This is a genomic window from Alkaliphilus oremlandii OhILAs (assembly GCF_000018325.1).
Classification (GTDB): domain Bacteria; phylum Bacillota; class Clostridia; order Peptostreptococcales; family Natronincolaceae; genus Alkaliphilus_B; species Alkaliphilus_B oremlandii.
Genome location: NC_009922.1, coordinates 1 through 18,361 on the forward strand (window position 1 = coordinate 1; position 18,361 = coordinate 18,361).

The 18,361-nt window shown below is 38.6% G+C and carries 13 protein-coding genes and 3 rRNA genes; 15 read left to right on the forward strand and 1 reads right to left on the reverse strand.

The window, feature by feature from the left end; all coding sequences use genetic code 11:
• Positions 1 to 48: 48 nt before the first annotated feature.
• From dnaA to CLOS_RS00085, 15 genes are all read left to right on the forward strand, one after another.
• Positions 49 to 1,404 (forward strand): chromosomal replication initiator protein DnaA, encoded by a 1,356-nt coding sequence (dnaA, locus tag CLOS_RS00015; protein ID WP_012157886.1) that lies wholly within the window; start codon positions 49 to 51, stop codon positions 1,402 to 1,404.
• A gap of 237 nt (positions 1,405 to 1,641) precedes the next feature.
• Positions 1,642 to 2,748, forward strand: a complete 1,107-nt coding sequence (gene dnaN / locus CLOS_RS00020; protein WP_012157887.1) for a DNA polymerase III subunit beta — start codon at positions 1,642 to 1,644, stop codon at positions 2,746 to 2,748.
• A gap of 97 nt (positions 2,749 to 2,845) precedes the next feature.
• Positions 2,846 to 3,061: an RNA-binding S4 domain-containing protein gene (locus tag CLOS_RS00025; RefSeq protein ID WP_012157888.1), complete on the forward strand. Its 216-nt coding sequence runs from the start codon at positions 2,846 to 2,848 to the stop codon at positions 3,059 to 3,061.
• A 174-nt stretch (positions 3,062 to 3,235) separates the two neighbouring features.
• Positions 3,236 to 4,333: a DNA replication/repair protein RecF gene (recF, locus tag CLOS_RS00030; RefSeq protein WP_012157889.1), complete on the forward strand. Its 1,098-nt coding sequence runs from the start codon at positions 3,236 to 3,238 to the stop codon at positions 4,331 to 4,333.
• Between the two features lie 88 nt (positions 4,334 to 4,421).
• Positions 4,422 to 4,757, forward strand: a complete 336-nt coding sequence (gene remB, locus CLOS_RS00035) for an extracellular matrix regulator RemB (protein ID WP_012157890.1) — start codon at positions 4,422 to 4,424, stop codon at positions 4,755 to 4,757.
• Positions 4,758 to 4,883: 126 nt separating this feature from the next.
• On the forward strand, positions 4,884 to 6,794 hold the full coding sequence (gene gyrB / locus CLOS_RS00040) for a DNA topoisomerase (ATP-hydrolyzing) subunit B (protein ID WP_012157891.1): 1,911 nt from the start codon (positions 4,884 to 4,886) through the stop codon (positions 6,792 to 6,794).
• 12 nt (positions 6,795 to 6,806) lie between these two features.
• A complete protein-coding gene (gene gyrA / locus CLOS_RS00045) occupies positions 6,807 to 9,266 on the forward strand; it encodes a DNA gyrase subunit A (protein WP_012157892.1) in 2,460 nt (819 codons plus the stop codon).
• Positions 9,267 to 9,495: 229 nt separating this feature from the next.
• The gene (locus CLOS_RS00050) at positions 9,496 to 9,813 is read left to right on the forward strand and encodes an STAS domain-containing protein (protein ID WP_012157893.1); all 318 of its coding nucleotides are present in this window, start codon (positions 9,496 to 9,498) and stop codon (positions 9,811 to 9,813) included.
• Positions 9,814 to 9,820: 7 nt separating this feature from the next.
• Entirely contained in the window at positions 9,821 to 10,249 is a 429-nt protein-coding gene (locus tag CLOS_RS00055; RefSeq protein ID WP_012157894.1) for an ATP-binding protein, read from the forward strand.
• Complete coding sequence (locus CLOS_RS00060; RefSeq protein ID WP_012157895.1) at positions 10,249 to 11,061, forward strand: SigB/SigF/SigG family RNA polymerase sigma factor; 813 nt, start codon at positions 10,249 to 10,251, stop codon at positions 11,059 to 11,061. Before CLOS_RS00055 ends, CLOS_RS00060 begins: the two co-directional genes overlap by 1 nt.
• 299 nt (positions 11,062 to 11,360) lie before the next feature.
• Positions 11,361 to 12,872: ribosomal RNA gene (locus CLOS_RS00065) — 16S ribosomal RNA — on the forward strand.
• A 228-nt stretch (positions 12,873 to 13,100) separates the two neighbouring features.
• Positions 13,101 to 16,037: ribosomal RNA gene (locus CLOS_RS00070) — 23S ribosomal RNA — on the forward strand.
• Between the two features lie 48 nt (positions 16,038 to 16,085).
• Positions 16,086 to 16,202 (forward strand): 5S ribosomal RNA (gene rrf, locus CLOS_RS00075).
• The 16S, 23S and 5S rRNA genes sit together here, the layout of an rRNA operon.
• Before the next feature lie 146 nt (positions 16,203 to 16,348).
• Complete coding sequence (locus CLOS_RS00080; RefSeq protein WP_012157896.1) at positions 16,349 to 16,867, forward strand: transcription repressor NadR; 519 nt, start codon at positions 16,349 to 16,351, stop codon at positions 16,865 to 16,867.
• Between the two features lie 43 nt (positions 16,868 to 16,910).
• The gene (locus tag CLOS_RS00085; protein WP_012157897.1) at positions 16,911 to 17,957 is read left to right on the forward strand and encodes a PTS transporter subunit IIC; all 1,047 of its coding nucleotides are present in this window, start codon (positions 16,911 to 16,913) and stop codon (positions 17,955 to 17,957) included.
• 164 nt (positions 17,958 to 18,121) lie between these two features.
• Here the strand turns inward: CLOS_RS00085 and CLOS_RS00090 are convergent, their stop codons facing one another.
• Positions 18,122 to 18,316, reverse strand: a complete 195-nt coding sequence (locus tag CLOS_RS00090) for a hypothetical protein (protein WP_012157898.1) — start codon at positions 18,314 to 18,316, stop codon at positions 18,122 to 18,124.
• Positions 18,317 to 18,361: the final 45 nt, after the last annotated feature.

Below are 18,361 nucleotides of genomic sequence, written 5' to 3' on the forward strand. Positions count from 1 at the left end.
TTATTTATATATATTATATTTTAATTATTACAGATAGGAGGATATTTTATGCAGGACAATCTACCTCAAATCTGGGAAAAAACTCTTAATTTAATTAAACCAGAGCTAACAGAAGTCAGTTTTACAACTTGGATTAAATCAATAGAAGTTATTTCTCTAGAAGGTAATACTATGATTCTAGGTGTCCCTAACGTATTCACGAAGGACATTCTTACTGCTCGATATGCGACACTGATAAGCAATGCTTTAAAACAAACAACTTCTAAAAATTTTGAAATTAGATTTATTGTACCTTCAGAAGAAAAAATCAGTAAAACTGAAGAATCTCAGAAGAAACTGGAAGGCTCTGTTAATATCTCAGTAGCATCCGATCAATTTGTTTCAAATAATTTAAATCCAAAATATACCTTCGATACGTTCGTTATAGGAAATAGCAACAGATTTGCCCATGCAGCTTCTTTAGCCGTTGCGGAATCTCCTGCAAAAGCATATAATCCTCTATTTCTTTACGGTGGTGTAGGACTTGGAAAAACGCACTTAATGCATGCCATCGGCCATTTCATCTTACAGAATAACCCTAAGGCTAAAGTTGTATACGTTTCTTCAGAAACCTTTACAAATGAGCTTATTAATTCTATTCGTCACGACCGTAATGTTGAGTTTCGTAATCGTTTTCGTACCATTGATGTTCTATTAGTAGATGATATCCAGTTCATCGCAGGAAAAGAGAGTACACAGGAAGAGTTCTTCCATACATTTAATGCGCTGCACGAATCCAATAAGCAGATCATTATTTCCAGTGATCGACCGCCTAAGGAAATCCCAACCCTTGAAGATCGATTAAGATCTCGATTCGAATGGGGACTGATCACAGATATTCAGCCACCGGATTTAGAGACAAGAATTGCGATTCTATATAAAAAGGCACAGATGGAAAACATCGATGTACCCAATGAAGTACTAACCCATATCGCTAAAAAAATTCAATCTAATATTAGGGAGTTAGAGGGTGCGCTCATTCGAATTGTTGCGTATTCTTCTTTGACGAATAGCGAAATTACTGTTGAATTGGCAAGTGAAGCGCTTAAGGAGCTTTTCTCTAGTAAAGCACGCCAACTGAATATTGATCTGATTAAAGAAGTTGTTGCAAATAAATATAATATGAAAATAGAAGATTTTAACTCTAAGAAAAGAACACGATCAATTTCCTACCCTAGACAAATCGCCATGTATCTATCTAGAGAGCTAACGGACTTATCCCTACCTAAGATAGGAGAGGAATTTGGCGGTAGAGATCATACAACAGTAATGCATGCCCACGAAAAAATCTCTAAGGATATTCTTGCAGACGACAATATTAAAGAAAAAATTGAACGTATCGCAAAGGAAATAAAAGGCGATTAATCTATGCACATTGATGGTGTGTATAGATTGTTTATACATTGTTAATAGATCCTAAAAAATTTTTTTATGTTTGTTCTGTGGATAACTGTGGCAGAGTTCCTAACATTTTATACACATGTGTATATCTTTTAAATATTACAGTTTAGGTGTTTATCCACAAAAACACAGCGCCTACTACTATTACTACTAGAGTTGTTATTATTTATCTCTATTTTTTCAAAAGGGGGTTATCCACAAATGAAGTTCTTTTGCAACCAAAAAGCATTAATGCACAGCATTTCAATCGTACAAAAAGCGGTTTCTTCAAAAAGCACACTACCCATCATTAAAGGAATATACTTAGAGGCCTATGAGGATCATTTACGTCTTGTAGGAACGGATATGGAAATCGGTATCGATCACGTAATGGAGGCAAATATTATAGAAGAAGGTTCCATCGTCGTAGATGCTCGATTATTCAGTGAAATTATTCGAAGGTTACCAGATTATGAGGTAGAGGTTTCTCTTCAAGAGAACAATCAGTTATTGATCAAATGTGCTGCTACAGAATTTAATATTCTAAGCTATAATGCTTCTGAGTTTCCAGAGCTACCAGAAATAGAAGAAGACCAAATCCATGAGATATCACAGGACTTGTTTAAAAATATGATTCGTCAGACGGTATTTGCTACAGCACAAGATGAAACGAGACCCATATTAACGGGTGTATTAATGGAGATAGAAGATGATATACTAAGTATGGTTGCTCTTGATGGTTACAGAGTAGCCCTTCGAAAAGGAAAGCTCAATGCACATCTTAATAACAGAGTCGTTATTCCAGGAAAAACATTAAATGAAGTGAACCGTATCATGACCGGTGAAGAAGATGAAAATATAAAGATATCTTTAACGAACAATCATGCTTTATTTACAGTAGGCAATACAAAGTTAATCTCTAGACTTCTTGAAGGAGAATTCATGAACTATAACCAGATCATCCCAAAGGAGTTTAAGTCTAGAGTTAAAGTGAATACCAGATCTTTATTAGACAGTATCGAGAGAGCTTCTTTATTAGGGAAGGAAGGTCGAAATAATTTAGTGAAGTTTAGCATAACAGATTATAAGATGGTGATTAATTCCAACTCAGAGCTAGGAAATGTTCACGAGGAGATTTTGATTGAATTAGAAGGTGATGATTTACAAATAGCCTTTAATTCAAAGTACTTTATAGATGCTCTGAAGGTAATCGATGATGAATCTGTATATTTAGAGTTTACAACGAATTTGAGTCCAGGTATTATAAAGCCCATAACGAATGACAATACAATTTATCTGGTATTACCTGTACGATTATCATCCTATTAGTGATTAACCCGGCAATTTGCTGGGTTTCTATTTGTATAAGATAATATTAATAGACGGGAGGTTTAGGTTATCCTGTAGTAAAAGATAACGATTAAAAATGAGAAAAAAAGTTGAAGTTAAAATTGAAGGAGAATACATTAAGTTAGACCAATTGTTAAAGTTAGCTGAAGTCGTGGGAAGTGGCGGTCATGCAAAGCTAGTGATACTGAACGGAGAAGTTAAAGTAAATGAGCAGACTATTGTTCAAAGAGGAAAGAAAATAAGAGTAGGGGATAAGGTGTTATTTCAAGATATAGAGATTGAAGTAAAATAAAGTTTGTTCCATTGCGCTCACAAACTTTATGTCGCACTCAATTCCAGGTAGAGCTTAGAATTTCAAGTGCTTAAAATAAAGTTTGTTCGTTTGCATTCACAAATTTTATAACACATTGAATTCTAAGGAAGTCCTAGAATTTTAAGTGCTTAAAATGGCCTAGGAGGAACAGGGATGATCGTAGAGGAGTTAAAGTTAATCAACTACAGAAATTATGAACAAATGAACTTAAAATTTCATCCTAGACTGAACGTTTTTATTGGAGATAATGCACAGGGAAAGACCAATTTAATCGAATCGATCTATTTATGTTCCGCTGGAAAATCCTTTCGAACCAATCATGACCAAGAGCTAATCAACATGAATAAAAAGCAAGCGTATATTCATGTTAAAGTAAAGAAGGTTCATAGTGATGTTCATATTGAAGTAAGGCTCAATAGTGAGCGGAAAAAAGATCTTAAAGTAAACCAAATTCCCTTAGTAAAAATGGGAGAACTTTTAGGGAATTTAAATGTGGTTTTATTTTCACCGGAAGATTTAAAGCTGGTAAAAGAAGGTCCAAGTGAACGCAGAAGGTTTATGGATAGAGAAATTTCTCAAATTTCAACGAAATTTTATTACACTTTAAGTCAATATAATAAAATACTTCAACATCGGAATAAACTCTTAAAGTACAATAAGGGGAAAGAGATAGATATTGAAGTATGGGATGAACAGCTTGCTGCTGCTGGTGCATGGCTTATTGTATATAGAAGGAACTTTATAAAGAAAATTAGTATATTAGCCAAGTTAATGCATAGAAAAATAACGGAATCCATAGAGAATTTAGAAGTGATCTATGAACCTAATGTTAAAGTTAAAGAAAATGATGAAGTTGACGTGATTAAAGAAAAGATCCTTCAAAATTTGAAAGAGAATTTTAATGTGGATAAACAGAGAGGGCTTACAACTTGTGGGCCTCATCGTGATGATATGATATTAAAGATTAATGGTTTAGATGTAAAAACTTATGGATCTCAAGGTCAGCAAAGAACAGCTGTACTTTCTTTAAAGCTGGCAGAGCTGGAGCTGGTAAAAGGTGAAGTTGGAGAATACCCTATTTTGCTATTAGATGACGTCATGAGTGAATTGGACTCAAAGAGACAGCATTATTTAATTCACAATTTAAAGAGTGTTCAAACTTTTATTACAACCACCATGATGGAGACTTTAAAGGATTTAAAGCCAGAAGATCGGGCTGTATTTTATGTGAACAAGGGACAAATAGACTAATTAATAAAAACAAAATACTTTGTCTTTTAATATGGTAGAAAAAGGGTTATAATAAAAAGGTATGTTGATGTTTTGGAGGTGTATTGTGATGTTTCTCCATTTAGGAGGAGATATAATGGTTAACACAAGGGACGTTATAGCAATTTTAGATGTTGAATCGGTATTAGATTCCAGACACAGTAGAAATTTTATATCGAAGCAAGAAAAAGAAGGTTCTATTATTAGAATTACAGATGAAGAAACTCGGTCCTTTGTTATTACCGAAAAGAGTGAGGGACGAAGAAAAAAGAAAAATTCGGTACGTCAAATCAAAGTATATTACTCACCCATATCTGCTTCTACATTACAAAAAAGAGCAGATTTACTTATAAGGTCTTTCTCACATACCAGTTCAACGAATAAAGAACAGAACATTAATATATAAACTACGCTGCAGATAGAGATCGCTGCTTGTATTAAAGAAGAACTTAATATTAGCAGTTTATTTTATTTATTAATATAAAGATATACTGTGAAAAATAACATGGATTTTTTAGCAGGAGGTTAAAAAATGGATAAAATTAAGACGCAAGAATATAGTGCGGAACAAATACAGGTCCTAGAAGGATTAGATCCTGTAAGAAAAAGACCGGGGATGTATATAGGAACAACTGGTCCTAGAGGATTACATCATCTAGTTTATGAAGTTGTTGATAATAGTATAGATGAGGCCTTAGGAGGGTATTGCGATACTATTCTCGTAACAATTAAAGAAGACGACTCTATAGAAGTTATTGATAATGGTAGGGGTATCCCTGTTGATGTTCACCCTCAGACAGGAAAATCTACTTTAGAGACTGTACTTACTGTACTTCACGCTGGAGGAAAGTTCGGTGGTGGAGGATATAAGGTTTCTGGTGGACTTCATGGGGTAGGTGTTTCTGTTGTTAATGCTTTATCAGAGTATTTAGAGGCTACAATTAAATTGGATGGTAAGGTTTATTGGCAAAGATTTGAAAGAGGAAATCCTGTAGAGGATATTAAGATTATTGGTGAAACCAAAGAAAAAGGAACAACTATATTATTTAAGCCAGATGCAGAAATCTTTGAAGAAACTGTTTTTCAATATGAAACCTTAGAATATCGATTGAGAGAACTTGCTTTCTTAAATAAGGGAATAAAAATTGTTTTAATAGATAAACGAGAAGGAAAAGAGCAGGAGAAGGTCTTTTACTACGACGGTGGTATCATGGAGTATGTTAAATATCTAAATAAAAATAAGAGTGTTCTCCATGAAAAAATTATACATTTTGAAAAAGAAAAAGAAACCAGTGTTGTAGAGGTAGCAATGCAGTATACGGATACCTATACAGAAAATATTTTCAGCTATGCAAATAACATTAATACCCATGAAGGTGGAACACACTTAAGTGGATTTAGAGCTTCCTTAACGAGAATTGTCAATGATTATGCAAAGAAAGCTGGATTCTTAAAAGAAAAGGATGCCAATTTTTTAGGAGAAGATATCAGAGAAGGATTAACTGCTGTTATTTCTGTGAAGTTGACTGAACCTCAGTTTGAAGGGCAAACGAAAACGAAGCTTGGAAATAGTGAAATGAGAGGTATTGTTGAAAACAGTGTATCGGAGGCCTTAGAAGCTTTTCTTGAGGAAAATCCCTCTGATGCAAAGATCATTGTAGAAAAATCCCTAAGAGCGCAACGGGCGAGAGAAGCGGCAAAAAAAGCCAGAGAGTTAACTAGAAGAAAAGGTGCTTTAGAAAGCATGGCTCTTCCTGGTAAATTAGCAGATTGCTCTGAAAAGGACCCTGCATTGAGTGAAATCTACATCGTTGAGGGAAACTCTGCGGGAGGTAGTGCAAAGCAAGGTAGAGATCGAAGTATTCAGGCCATATTACCATTAAGAGGAAAAATACTAAATGTTGAAAAAGCAAGACTAGACAAGATGTTAAACTCTGATGAAATACGAAATATGATTACAGCCTTTGGTACAAGTATAGGTGAAGAGTTTGATATAGAAAAGCTCAGATATCATAAAATCGTTATTATGACAGACGCAGACGTTGACGGTGCTCATATTAGAACCTTATTATTAACTTTCCTATTTAGATTTATGAAGCCTTTAATAGAGCGTGGATACATTTATATTGCACAACCACCACTATATAAGCTGAAAAAAGGTAAAGTAGAAGAATATGCGTATTCGGAAGAAGAAATGCAAGTAAAATTATCAGAGATGGGAGGAAATGTAGATATTCAAAGATATAAAGGTCTTGGAGAAATGAATCCAGAACAGCTTTGGGAAACTACAATGAATCCAGAAACTAGAACTTTCTTGCAGGTTACTATTGAAGATGCAGCTGCAGCGGACAATATTTTTACCACGCTTATGGGCGATAAGGTAGAACCGAGAAGAGAGTTTATTGAACAAAATTCAAAATACGTTACGAATTTAGATATATAAGGGGGATAAAAAATGTTAGAAAAAAGAGGCAATATAGTCCCTATAAATATAGAAAAAGAGATGAAAAACTCCTATATCGACTACTCTATGAGTGTTATTGTTGGTAGGGCTCTTCCTGATGTAAGAGACGGTCTAAAGCCTGTTCATAGAAGAATATTATACTCTATGATTGAGTTGGGCATAACGCCTGATAAGCCGCATAAAAAATCAGCTCGTATTGTTGGAGATGTTTTAGGTAAGTATCATCCTCACGGGGATACTGCTGTATACGATGCAATGGTACGTTTGGCTCAAGATTTTTCAATGAGATATATGCTAGTAGATGGTCATGGTAACTTTGGTTCTGTTGACGGTGATGGCGCAGCTGCCATGCGTTATACAGAAGCAAGATTATCAAAAATGGCTATGGAAATGATACGAGATATTAATAAGGATACAGTGGATTATCGTCCCAACTTCGATGAATCCTTAAAAGAACCTTCTGTACTGCCAAGTAAGTTCCCTAATTTACTTGTGAATGGATCTAATGGAATTGCTGTCGGTATGGCAACCAATATTCCACCCCACAATTTAGGAGAGGTTATCGATGGTGTTGTTACTTTAATTGATAATTCTGAGGCGCAGGTTGAGGATCTGATGGAGCATATTAAAGGACCAGATTTTCCTACTGCTGCAACAATCATGGGAACAGAAGGAATTAAAGAAGCCTATACAACTGGTAGAGGACGAATTAAAGTAAGGGCAAAGGCCAGCATTGAAGAAGTGAATAAGGGCAGACAGCAGATCATCATCACAGAGATTCCTTACCAAGTAAATAAGGCTCGATTAATTGAGAAAATAGCAGAGCTCGTAAGGGATAAGAAGGTTGAGGGTATTTCTGATTTAAGGGACGAAAGTGATAGAGAGGGTATGCGTATTGTCATAGAGCTGAAGAGAGATGCCAATGCCAACGTTGTCCTCAACAAACTATATAAGCATACCCAGTTAGAGGATACCTTCGGTGTTATCATGCTAGCCATAGTTAATGGAGAGCCTAAAGTATTAAATTTAAAAGAGGTATTAACCCATTATTTAGATCATCAAAAAGATATTATTACGAGAAGAACTCAATTCGATTTAAATAAAGCAGAAGAGAGAGCACATATTTTAGAGGGCTTAAAAATAGCCATTGATAACTTAGATGAAGTGATTAAGCTAATTAGAGGTTCTGAAAACACACAAATTGCTAAAACAGGCTTAATGGAAACGTTTACTTTATCTGAAAAGCAAGCCCAAGCAATTCTAGATATGAGGCTACAAAAGCTTACTGGATTAGAAATAGAGAAGGTAGAAGAAGAATATGAGGATCTTATAAAGCTAATTAATCATTTTAAAGAAATATTAGCAAATGAAAGATTGATGCTGAATATTATCAAAGATGAGTTAATAGAGATTAAAGAAAAATATGGCGATGAGAGAAGAACAGAAATTACGAGAGCAATTGGTGAAATCAATATTGAAGATATGATCACTGAAGAAGAAGTGGTGATTACGTTGACTCATTTTGGCTATATTAAGAGACTACCAGCAGATACCTACAAGAGCCAAAAACGAGGTGGAAAAGGCATTGCCGCTTTAACCACGAGAGAAGAAGATTTTGTTGAAAATCTAATTACTTCTTCATCCCATGACTATCTATTATTCTTTACAAACTTTGGTAGGGTATATAAGCTCAATGTTTATGAAATACCAGAGGCTAGAAGACAGGCCAAGGGTACTGCCATTGTAAATTTAATACCACTGAGTCCAAATGAAACCGTTGCAGCTACCATTCCTGTCGGTAGACAATTTGATTCTAAGTATCTTGTATTGGCTACTAAAAATGGTATTATTAAGAAAACTCAGTTATCTCAATTTGAAAGCACTAGAAAAAGTGGCTTAATCGCTATTAGCATCCGAGAAGATGATGAGTTAATCAAGGTTAAATTGACAGATGAAGATAGTGAAATCATCCTAATTACAGCACAAGGAATGTCCATACGCTTTAAAGAACAAGATGTTAGAGATATGGGTAGAAGTGCCATGGGTGTAAAAGGAATCAATTTATCGCCAAAAGATCATGTGGTTTCCATGGAAATCGTAGAGGAAAATAAAGATTTACTAGTCATCAGTGAAAAAGGATTTGGCAAGAGAACAGATACGAGTGAGTATCGATTACAAACTAGAGGTGGAAAAGGTATCAAGACCTACAACGTTACTGGAAAGACGGGTCCTTTAGTTGGTGCTAAAATAGTAACTGATGAAGATGAAGTATTGTTGATCAATAATTATGGAACGGTGATCAGACTCAATGTAAGCAATATATCGAAATTAGGTCGAAATACAAAAGGCGTTACATTAATGAGAATGGAAGAGGACCAATCCATCATTACGATTGCTTTAATGGCCTCAACAGAAAATGAAGAAGTAGAAGAGGGTTTAACGGAAGAATAATATGGAAAGCAGGGGAAAAAATCCTCTGCTTTTTTTATTTTATCCCTTGATTAGATGGTGGAATATAAAAATATTTGGTATAATAACATCAAAATATTTGATATAATAAAAAATAGTTGAATGTTAAATTTTTAGAAGTTAAGGATGAACGGGGTTAAAATCAAATCTAAAATTTAGTAGCTTTAATTCTACTGAAATGAATACCAAATGATAAAGGGGGAAGAAAATAATGTCACTACAAATAAAAAAAGATTTTAATAATGAAGATAATCAATGGCTGGTTGGTTTAGAAGGTGAAGTCGATATATATACAGCCGGAGAATTAAAAGAGTTTTTTATGAAGATTATAGAAGAGAAAAAAGAAAATATAAAAATAGATGCAGAAAAATTAGAATATATAGATAGTACAGGATTAGGCATACTAATAGGAGTACTGAAGAGATTAAAGAAAGAAGATAAAAATATTATTATTGCAAATATAAAACCGAATGTAAAAAAATTATTAAATATTACAGGCTTAGATAAAATTTTTATAATAGAGGGGTGATAGCAAGATGAATATGATGCAAATGGATGAATTTAAACTGACTGTCCCTAGTAAACCGGAGTATGTAGGTGTGATTCGATTGACTTTAGCAGCGATTGCAAGTCGTGTCGGTTTTGATATAGAAAAAATCGAAGATATGAAAGTTGCCGTTGCTGAAGCTTGTACCAATGCAATTATACATGGTTGTCATTGTGAACATGGTAAAAACTTCAATATTGATTTTGTTTCTACAGAAGAGAAATTAACGATATTGGTTTATGACGATGGTGAAGGGTGTTACTTAGATAATATAGAAGAACCAGACCTTACTAAACCTAAAGAAGGAGGGTTAGGTATATTTATTATAAAATCTCTTATGGATGATGTAGAAATCAAATCGGAAAAAGGCAAGGGTATGATGATAAAAATGATAAAGTACTTGGGGGATGAGGCTTAATGGCAAATATTGCAAATTCCACCGAGGCAGATGACTATATGATTATGAATAAATCCAAAAAAGAGAAAAACTTAACGGAAAAAGAACTTTTTAAAGAATATGCCCTAACGAGAGATATCGAAATAAGAAATGAATTAATCAATCGACATTTATATATTGCTGAAATTTTATCTAAGAAATTTTTAAATAAAGGAATCGAGTATGAGGATATCTATCAAGTCGCTTCTTTAGGACTGATTTATGCAATAGAAAGATATGATGTAACAAAGGGATTTGAGTTTTCAAGCTTTGCTACGCCTACAATCATCGGTGAAATAAAGAAGTATTTTAGGGATAAAGGTTGGTCCATTAGAGTTCCAAGGAGAATACAGGAATTATCTAAGAAGGTTAATGTAAGTAAAAATACGCTTCAGCAAACGTTACAGAGAACACCTACTGTAAAAGATATTGCGGAGTATTTAAATTGCACAGAGGAAGAAGTCATAGAGGCAATGGAAGCAAGTCAGGTATATACGCCGAAATCTTTAGATCTCATCTACGATAATGATGGAGACGATAAGGATATTCAATTATTGGATCTGATAGGAGAACTAGATAAGCGGTTTGATGATATAGAAAATAAAGACTTTTTCCAAAAGGCCATAGACAAATTAAATGAAGTCGAAAAAAAGGTATTAAAGGATCGTTTCTTCAATAACAAAACTCAGATGAAAGTATCAGAAGAGCTCAATGTATCTCAGATGACAGTTTCTAGAATGGAGAAACGCATTATTGAAAAGTTTAAAAAAGAATTGGATAGAAGTATGGAATAATGAGAAAGAGTGGATTGAATCTACTCTTTTTTAAATAAAGTTGACATAACCGATGAATGGTGCTATAGTAGGTAAAGTGCTTTAAAAGCACGTGCAGAAAAACATTTAAAATAATTTTTCAAAAAGTGGTTGACATAATATTTTAGATGTGATATATTAAATGAGTCGCCAAAACAAGGCGGCACACAAGAAAAGGTCTTTGAAAACTAAACAGTATAGATTTAAGCCAAAATTTTTAAAGTCAGTTTAAAACTGAGCAATCCATTTTAAAGAATGGAACCCAGAAATTCAAACAATTTTTAATTGAGAGTTTGATCCTGGCTCAGGATGAACGCTGGCGGCGTGCCTAACACATGCAAGTCGAGCGGAGATGAAGAAGTTTACTTTGGATTCTTAGCGGCGGACGGGTGAGTAACGCGTGGGCAACCTACCCTGTACAGGGGGATAACAATGGGAAACCATTGCTAATACCCCATGACGCCTTTTGGGGGCATCCCTAAAAGGTCAAAGAACTTCGGTACAGGATGGGCCCGCGTCTGATTAGCTAGTTGGTGAGGTAATGGCTCACCAAGGCGACGATCAGTAGCCGGCCTGAGAGGGTGAACGGCCACACTGGAACTGAGACACGGTCCAGACTCCTACGGGAGGCAGCAGTGGGGAATATTGCACAATGGGGGAAACCCTGATGCAGCAACGCCGCGTGAGCGATGAAGGCCTTCGGGTCGTAAAGCTCTGTCCTAAGGGAAGATAATGACGGTACCTTAGGAGGAAGCCCCGGCTAACTACGTGCCAGCAGCCGCGGTAATACGTAGGGGGCAAGCGTTATCCGGAATCATTGGGCGTAAAGGGTGCGTAGGCTGCCCTATAGGTCAGAGGTCAAAGGCTACGGCTCAACCGTAGTAAGCCTTTGAAACTGTAGGGCTTGAGTGCAGGAGAGGAGAGTGGAATTCCTAGTGTAGCGGTGAAATGCGTAGATATTAGGAGGAACACCAGTGGCGAAGGCGACTCTCTGGACTGCAACTGACGCTGAGGCACGAAAGCGTGGGTAGCGAACAGGATTAGATACCCTGGTAGTCCACGCCGTAAACGATGAGTGCTAGGTGTTGGGGGTCGAACCTCGGTGCCGAAGTTAACGCATTAAGCACTCCGCCTGGGGAGTACGTACGCAAGTATGAAACTCAAAGGAATTGACGGGGACCCGCACAAGCAGCGGAGCATGTGGTTTAATTCGAAGCAACGCGAAGAACCTTACCTGGACTTGACATCCCTCTGACCGATTCTTAACCGAATCCTTCCCTTCGGGGACAGAGGAGACAGGTGGTGCATGGTTGTCGTCAGCTCGTGTCGTGAGATGTTGGGTTAAGTCCCGCAACGAGCGCAACCCTTGTCTTTAGTTGCCATCATTAAGTTGGGCACTCTAGAGAGACTGCCGGGGATAACTCGGAGGAAGGTGGGGATGACGTCAAATCATCATGCCCCTTATGTTCAGGGCTACACACGTGCTACAATGGCCGATACAACGGGCAGCGAAAGAGTAATCTGGAGCAAATCCTACAAAATCGGTCCCAGTTCGGATTGTGGGCTGAAACTCGCCCACATGAAGTTGGAGTTGCTAGTAATCGCGGATCAGAATGTCGCGGTGAATGCGTTCCCGGGTCTTGTACACACCGCCCGTCACACCATGGGAGTTGGAAGCACCCGAAGCCAGCTATCTAACCGTAAGGAGGAAGCTGTCGAAGGTGAAGCTAATGACTGGGGTGAAGTCGTAACAAGGTAGCCGTATCGGAAGGTGCGGCTGGATCACCTCCTTTCTAAGGAGAAATGGCGAATCTATACTGTCTAGTTTTGAGAGACCTTAAAATCTCTTAAAATGAAACTCGGGTAATGCCGAGTACTCCAATCACACAAATCACAGATTTGGAAGATTGAAGCATAGTTCTTTGAAAACTGAATAATGTTAGAGAAACAATTGATGAAGTAACAAAGAAACAAGAATGTAACTATATAATTCAATTTATGTAGTTCATATATATAGCTTTGGTCAAGCTAATAAGGGCAGAAGGCGGATGCCTTGGCACCAGGAGTCGATGAAGGACGTGGTAAGCTGCGATAAGCCTCGGGGAACTGCAAGCAAGTTTTGATCCGGGGATTTCCGAATGGGGAAACCTACTTAGGTTAATACTTAAGTATCCACTACTCAATTCATAGGTAATGGAAGACATACCAGGGGAACTGAAACATCTAAGTACCCTGAGGAAGAGAAAGAAAAATCGATTCCCTCAGTAGCGGCGAGCGAAAGGGGAAAAGCCCAAACCCATAGGGTTTTCTCTATGGGGGTTGAGGACCGGCCACAACGGAAAACTTACTGTAATAGAAGAGGTTTGGAAAGACCCACCACAGAGGGTAATAGTCCTGTATATGAAACAGTAACAATCTAGGCCGTGATCCAGAGTACCACGAGGCACGTGAAACCTTGTGGGAAGCAGGGGGGACCACCCCCCAAGGCTAAATACTACCTGGTGACCGATAGCGTATAGTACCGTGAGGGAAAGGTGAAAAGAACCCCGGAAGGGGAGTGAAATAGAACCTGAAACCTTCTGCTTACAAACTGTGGGAGCACTTTATATGTGTGACCGCGTACTTTTTGTAGAACGGGCCAACGAGTTACGGTATGGAGCAAGGTTAAGCACTTTAGGTGCGAAGCCGTAGGGAAACCGAGTCTTAATAGGGCGATATAGTTTCATGCCGTAGACCCGAAACCGGGCGACCTACCCATGGTCAGGATGAAGCGGAAGTAAAATTTCGTGGAGGTCCGAACCGATTGACGTTGAAAAGTCACCGGATGAACTGTGGGTAGCGGTGAAATTCCAATCGAGCCCGGAGATAGCTGGTTCTCGCCGAAATAGCTTTAGGGCTAGCCTCGATGTTTAGAGTTACGGAGGTAGAGCACTGAATGGTCTAGGGGCCTTCACCGGTTACCAAAACCTATCAAACTCCGAATGCCGTGAACTTTTAATCGGGAGTCAGACTACGAGTGATAAGATCCGTAGTCAAGAGGGCAACAGCCCAGACCATCAGCTAAGGTCCCAAAGTATACGTTAAGTGGAAAAGGATGTGGAGTTGCACAGACAACCAGGATGTTGGCTTAGAAGCAGCCATTCATTTAAAGAGTGCGTAATAGCTCACTGGTCGAGTGATTCTGCGCCGAAAATGTCCGGGGCTCAAACGTATCACCGAAGCTATGGATCCGCAAGGATGGTAGGCGAGCGTTCTATAGTGGTTGAAGCTGTACCGTGAGGAGCAGTGGACGCTATAGAAGTGAGAATGTTGGCATGAGTAACGAGAGGCAGGTGAGAATCCTGCCCGTCGAAAACCTAAGGTTTCCTGAGGAAGGTTCGTCCGCTCAGGGTTAGTCGGGACCTAAGCCCAGGCCGAAAGGCGTAGGCGATGGACAACAGGTTTACATTCCTGTACCACCTTAAATCGCTATTAGAGATGGAGTGACACAGTAGGATAGGTTCAGCGCACCGTTGGTTGTGTGCGTCTAAGTATGTAGGGAGTCTCGGGAGGCAAATCCCCCAAGACAATTCTGAGATACGATGGGGAGCGAAATTTAAGTAGCGAACTGGCTGATTCCACACTGTCGAGAAAAGCTTCTATCGAGAAATAAGGTGCCCGTACCGCAAACCGACACAGGTAGGTGAGGAGAGAATCCTAAGACGATCGGGAGAACTATTGTTAAGGAACTCGGCAAAATGACCCCGTAACTTCGGGATAAGGGGAGCCGATTGAGGTTGAGAGATTTACTCTCGGAGGCCTTAATCGGCCGCAGAGAATAGGCCCAAGCGACTGTTTATCATAAACATAGGTCTCTGCTAAGTCGAAAGACGACGTATAGGGGCTGACGCCTGCCCGGTGCTGGAAGGTTAAGGGGAATTGTTAGCGTAAGCGAAGCAGTGAACTTAAGCCCCAGTAAACGGCGGCCGTAACTATAACGGTCCTAAGGTAGCGAAATTCCTTGTCGGGTAAGTTCCGACCCGCACGAAAGGCGTAACGATTTGGGCGCTGTCTCAACAATAGACCCGGTGAAATTGTAATACCAGTGAAGATGCTGGTTACCCGCGACAGGACGGAAAGACCCCGTGGAGCTTTACTGCAACTTGACATTGGATTTTGGTGCTACATGTACAGCATAGGTGGGAGACTTAGAAGCCAGGACGCCAGTCTTGGTGGAGTCACCGTTGGGATACCACTCTTGTAGTACTGAAGTTCTAACCATAGACTGTGAATCCAGTCTTGGGACACTGTCTGGTGGGCAGTTTGACTGGGGCGGTCGCCTCCCAAAATGTAACGGAGGCGCCCAAAGGTTCCCTCAGCACGGTCGGAAATCGTGCGTAGAGTGTAAAGGCAAAAGGGAGCTTGATTGCGAGACATACAGGTCGAGCAAGGACGAAAGTCGGGCTTAGTGATCCGGTGGTTCCGAGTGGAAGGGCCATCGCTCAACGGATAAAAGCTACCCCGGGGATAACAGGCTTATCTCCCCCAAGAGTCCACATCGACGGGGAGGTTTGGCACCTCGATGTCGGCTCATCACATCCTGGGGCTGTAGTAGGTCCCAAGGGTTGGGCTGTTCGCCCATTAAAGTGGTACGCGAGCTGGGTTCAGAACGTCGTGAGACAGTTCGGTCCCTATCCGTCGCGGGCGCAGGAAATTTGAGAGGAGCTGTCCTTAGTACGAGAGGACCGGGATGGACACACCTCTGGTGTACCAGTTGTTCTGCCAAGAGCACCGCTGGGTAGCTAAGTGTGGAAGGGATAAGTGCTGAAGGCATCTAAGCACGAAGCCCCCCTCAAGATAAGATTTCCCATCGCGTAAGCGAGTAAGACCCCAGATAGACTAACTGGTTGATAGGCCTAGGGTGTAAGTGCAGTAATGTACTCAGCTGATAGGTACTAATAGGTCGAGGGCTTGACCAATACATTTTTCTAACATTATTCAGTTTTGAGAGTACTATCTCTCAATGATATCGTGGCTATAGCGAAGGGGTCACACCTGTTCCCATACCGAACACAGTAGTTAAGCCCTTCAGCGCTGATGGTACTTGGCGGGAAGCTGCCTGGGAGAGTAGGTCGCTGCGATATATTTAAAAGAAGAAGCATGGCTAATATGGCTATGCTTTTTTTTTTATAAAAAACTGTATCGTTTCACGTGAAACATTCATAATTTTTATTAATTATAATCCTTATGAAATTGTAGTATAATACAAATAGAAGGGAAGTGATCCGATATGAATAGTATAGAGAGAAGAAAATATATATTAGATAATCTAATAAAGCATAAAGCGCCAATCAAAGGGACAGAATTAGCTCAATTATTTAATGTAACGAGGCAAATTATAGTACAGGATATTGCCTTATTAAGGGCACAAGGGGCGGATATTATATCTACACCTCAAGGGTATATCATCCCATTTAAAAAGGACAATAGAATCATTAAAAGGATTGCTTGTAAGCATGAAGGATATTCTCCTATACGTGAAGAGCTTCAAATAATGTTGGATCATGGGGCTACAATAGTAGATGTCATTGTTGAGCATCCATTATACGGAGAAATAACGAGTCAATTGAATATTACGAATAAAATAGACTTAGATGGATTTATTGAGAACATCACAAAAAAGAAAGCAGAGCCTCTGGCCTCACTTACAGATGGTATACATATCCATACGATAGAGATCGCCAATGAAAAAATCTTTGAAGATTTAAAAAAAGCATTAGATGAAAAAGGATACTTAATAAAAGATTAAGTAAATTAATTCAATAAATCTTATTTTTCTCCGGAGGGAAATAATGAAAATTAATAATAATAAAGTAACAATAAGAGAATATTTTACGAAAGCTTTGAACGGAATGGCATTAGGACTTTTTTCCTCACTGATTATTGGACTTATTCTAAAGCAAATCGGCGAATTGACGAATATTTCGATGCTGGTATACTTTGGACAAGTTGCACAATTTTTAATGGGACCGGCCATCGGAGCAGGGGTGGCTTATTCTGTTGGTGCACCTCCATTGGCTGTATTCGCTTCCATAGCAACGGGAGCAATCGGCGCAAATACCATATCCCTAACAGAACAGGGTGTATTTGCAATTATAGTTGGAGAACCGGTAGGGGCATTTATTGCAGCTTTAATGGGAGCTGAAGTTGTAAAATGGATTGCGGGAAAAACAAAAGTAGATATTGTATTGGTGCCGGCGGCAACGATTGTTATGGGAGGGGTTGCAGGAACCTTCATAGCCCCTAGTATTGCTAGTATCATGAAAATTTTGGGCAATGTGATTAATACTGTAACAGAGCTGCACCCCATACCCATGGGCATTTTATTATCGGTGCTTATGGGAATGATTTTAACTTTACCGATCAGTAGTGCTGCCTTATCCATCTCCTTAGGATTAAATGGGTTAGCGGCAGGCGCTGCGGTGGTAGGCTGTTGTACACAGATGGTAGGATTTGCCGTTGCAAGCTATAAAGAGAATGGAATTGGCGGTTTAATTGCTCAAGGTTTAGGAACTAGTATGCTTCAGGTGCCGAATATCATTAGAAATCCCTTCGTATGGATACCACCAACGTTAGCCAGTGCATTTTTAGGGCCTCTATCTACTACAATCATTCGAATGGAAAACAATAGTATTGGTGCAGGTATGGGTACCAGTGGATTGGTAGGACAATTTGGAGCCTTTACTACCATGGTTGCTCAGAATGGAGAGTCGGTTATATCTGTAATGGCTAAAATCGCAATTCTTCATTTTATTTTACCAGCGATCCTTACATTTTTTATTGCGCAGTTTATGAGAAGTAAAGGATGGATTAAAGATGGTGATATGAAATTAGATTAAGATGTTACGGTTCAATGGGAATAATTATTGCAAAACATATAAAAAAACTTCTATAGAAGCGTTACAAGAAAGCTTTTTTTCAAGCTCATTTACGGTAAAGTTCTCCTTTTGGAACATGGTATAAGTAGAACTTTCCTATTCGTTATAAAAAATTAAGAACTGGCTTAAGGACCAGTTCTTAATTTTTTTAATTGCTCTAAGGATATATTATCGAGATAATAGGATTTCTTAGCGAACTCCTGTCTTGTGATGATACCTTTATCTATCAATAACTCTAAAAGTGTAGCAATGGCCAATGTATTTCTATAGTCAACTTCTTTTAAATCTGCTATTTGTCCCATTAAATTGATGTCATTCATTAGATAACCTCCTAAAAAATATAAACGATGTATTTCATTTAAATT

Bases quoted from the DNA above. Each gene is read 5' to 3' on its own strand.
- CLOS_RS00090 (WP_012157898.1), bottom strand. From the start codon at position 18,316: ATGAATGACATCAATTTAATGGGACAAATAGCAGATTTAAAAGAAGTT.
- CLOS_RS00050 (WP_012157893.1), top strand. From the start codon at position 9,496: ATGTCACTACAAATAAAAAAAGATTTTAATAATGAAGATAATCAATGG.
- CLOS_RS00085 (WP_012157897.1), top strand. From the start codon at position 16,911: ATGAAAATTAATAATAATAAAGTAACAATAAGAGAATATTTTACGAAA.
- CLOS_RS00060 (WP_012157895.1), top strand. From the start codon at position 10,249: ATGGCAAATATTGCAAATTCCACCGAGGCAGATGACTATATGATTATG.
- remB (WP_012157890.1), top strand. From the start codon at position 4,422: ATGTTTCTCCATTTAGGAGGAGATATAATGGTTAACACAAGGGACGTT.
- dnaN (WP_012157887.1), top strand. From the start codon at position 1,642: ATGAAGTTCTTTTGCAACCAAAAAGCATTAATGCACAGCATTTCAATC.
- gyrA (WP_012157892.1), top strand. From the start codon at position 6,807: ATGTTAGAAAAAAGAGGCAATATAGTCCCTATAAATATAGAAAAAGAG.
- gyrB (WP_012157891.1), top strand. From the start codon at position 4,884: ATGGATAAAATTAAGACGCAAGAATATAGTGCGGAACAAATACAGGTC.
- CLOS_RS00055 (WP_012157894.1), top strand. From the start codon at position 9,821: ATGAATATGATGCAAATGGATGAATTTAAACTGACTGTCCCTAGTAAA.
- CLOS_RS00080 (WP_012157896.1), top strand. From the start codon at position 16,349: ATGAATAGTATAGAGAGAAGAAAATATATATTAGATAATCTAATAAAG.
- recF (WP_012157889.1), top strand. From the start codon at position 3,236: ATGATCGTAGAGGAGTTAAAGTTAATCAACTACAGAAATTATGAACAA.
- dnaA (WP_012157886.1), top strand. From the start codon at position 49: ATGCAGGACAATCTACCTCAAATCTGGGAAAAAACTCTTAATTTAATT.
- CLOS_RS00025 (WP_012157888.1), top strand. From the start codon at position 2,846: ATGAGAAAAAAAGTTGAAGTTAAAATTGAAGGAGAATACATTAAGTTA.